Here is a 2135-nt window from a genome sequence, read left to right on the forward strand (position 1 = left end):
GTTCTGCACCGAAAGCGTGACCAGCACGCTGGTGTTCACCAACATCAACGGCTGCGTGCTGCTGGCCGAGATGCTGTTCCTGCGCTGGCTGTTGGACGGGCGGATCAGCCGGCAGTGGTGGGCCGGCATCGCGATCGGGCTGACGCTCACGCTCAAACCCGTGCTGGGACCGCTGCTGCTGCTGCCGCTGCTGAACCGCCAGTGGCGAACGCTGATCCCCGCGATCGTCGTGCCCGTGGTGATCAACATCGTCGCCTGGCCGCTGGTCAGCGATCCGATGGACTTCGTCACCAAGACGCTGCCCTACATTGGGGGCACCCGGGACTACTTCAACAGCTCCATCGAGGGCAACGGCGTCTACTTCGGCCTGCCCACCTGGCTGATCGTGTTCCTGCGAATCCTGTCCGTGCTGATCACGATCGGCGCGCTGTGGCTGCTGTACCGCTACTACCGCACCCGCGACCCGCTGTTCTGGTTCACCAGCTCCTCGGGCGTGCTGCTGCTCTGTTCCTGGCTGGTGCTCCCGCTGGCCCAGGGTTACTACTCGATGATGCTGTTCCCGTTCTTGATGACGGTGGTGCTGCGCAACTCGCTGATCCGCAATTGGCCGGCCTGGCTGGGGATCTACGGATTCATGACGCTGGACGACTGGCTGATCTACCGGGCGATGAGGTACGGCCGCGCACTGCATTACCTCAAGATCACCTACGGTTGGTCGCTGCTGCTGATCGTCGCCTTCACCGTGCTGCTCTACCGGTACCTGGACGCCAAGGCCGAAAACCGGCTGGACGAGGGCATCGATCCGGCGTGGCTGACGGACGAGCGCGAGCGAGACGCGCTGACCGCGAGCGCGGCGGAGCCGGGCGCGGCGGGTCAGCGCCTTGCGCGCTAGCGTGGAGGCATGACCTCTCCCGACGTGTCGCCGCCCAAGGTGCAGCTGACCGATGACGAATGGCGCAAGAAACTTTCCCCGGAAGAGTTCTATGTGCTGCGCCAGGCTGGCACCGAGCGGCCCTTCACCGGTGAATACACCGACACCAAAACCGAAGGCGTATACCAGTGCCGGGCCTGCGGTGCCGAATTGTTCCGCAGCACAGAGAAATTCGAGTCGCACTGCGGCTGGCCGTCGTTTTTCGACCCGGCGAAGTCCGACGCGGTGATTTTGCGGCCCGACCATTCGATGGGCACCACGCGCACCGAGGTGCTGTGCGCCAACTGCCACAGCCACCTGGGTCACGTGTTCGCCGGCGAGGGCTACCCGACGCCGACGGATCAGCGCTACTGCATCAACTCGGTGTGCCTGCGGCTGGTGCCGGCGGGCTAGCTTCCCGCGGGTTCGCTGCGCAGGTGCCGCGACACTTAAACGGTTGCGACGACGCGCCGCGGCGGATCGCAACCATTTAAGTTTCGCGGGACCTCATCGACACGTCGTGACGTCTTTGACGTTGTGGACGACGTATTCGTGGGCAGCGAGGCAGTGCGACTCGGGCTGGTGAGCCCGTATCAGCTGCGGACGAGCTTCCGCGCGATTTCTCCGGACATCTATCTGTCGGATGCCGCGACACTGTCGCTGAGAACGCGGTCGACCGGGGCGTTTCTGTGGTCGCGACGGCGCGGCGTGCTGGCCGGACTCGCCGCGGCGGCGCTGCACGGGTCGCAGTGGATCGACGACGACGAGCCCATCGAGTTGGTCTGGCGCAACCCGCATCCGCCTCGCGGTGTGATCACCCGAAATGAGCGCATCCAGCCGGACGAAGTCACCCGGGTCAGCGGTCTGCCGGTGACCACTCTTGCCAGGACCGCGTTCGATCTCGCCCGGCACGCGCCCATCGGTGAGGCGGTGGCCCGGATCGATGCGTTGATGCGTGCGACACCGTTCTCGCGCGAGGATGTGCTGTTGCTGGCCAAGCGATACTGCGGTGCGCGCGGCCTGCGTCGGCTGCGGTCAGCGCTCCCAATGATCGATCCCGGCGCCGCGTCGCCCAAGGAAACCTGGCTGCGTCTGCTTTTGATCGACGCCGGCCTGCCCGTCCCGACCACGCAGATACCGGTGCACCAAAACTGGCGACTCATCGCGTGTCTCGACATGGGCTGGGAAGAGTACAGGGTGGCCGCAGAGTACGACGGCGATCACC

General features: G+C 65.4%; 2 protein-coding genes and 1 pseudogene. All 3 read left to right on the plus strand.

What is annotated here, in order from left to right; translation table 11 throughout:
* Positions 1 to 892 (plus strand): annotated as a pseudogene (gene aftC, locus A9W96_RS03990) (arabinofuranan 3-O-arabinosyltransferase); the annotation flags it as partial.
* Between the two features lie 9 nt (positions 893 to 901).
* Complete coding sequence (msrB, locus tag A9W96_RS03995; RefSeq protein ID WP_066870449.1) at positions 902 to 1324, plus strand: peptide-methionine (R)-S-oxide reductase MsrB; 423 nt, start codon at positions 902 to 904, stop codon at positions 1322 to 1324.
* A gap of 123 nt (positions 1325 to 1447) precedes the next feature.
* Positions 1448 to 2135: hypothetical protein (locus A9W96_RS04000; RefSeq protein ID WP_067138024.1), on the plus strand; the 688-nt coding region annotated here is incomplete at its 3' end.

This window comes from Mycobacterium sp. 1245852.3 (assembly GCF_001669335.1).
Classification (GTDB): Bacteria; Actinomycetota; Actinomycetes; order Mycobacteriales; family Mycobacteriaceae; genus Mycobacterium; species Mycobacterium europaeum_A.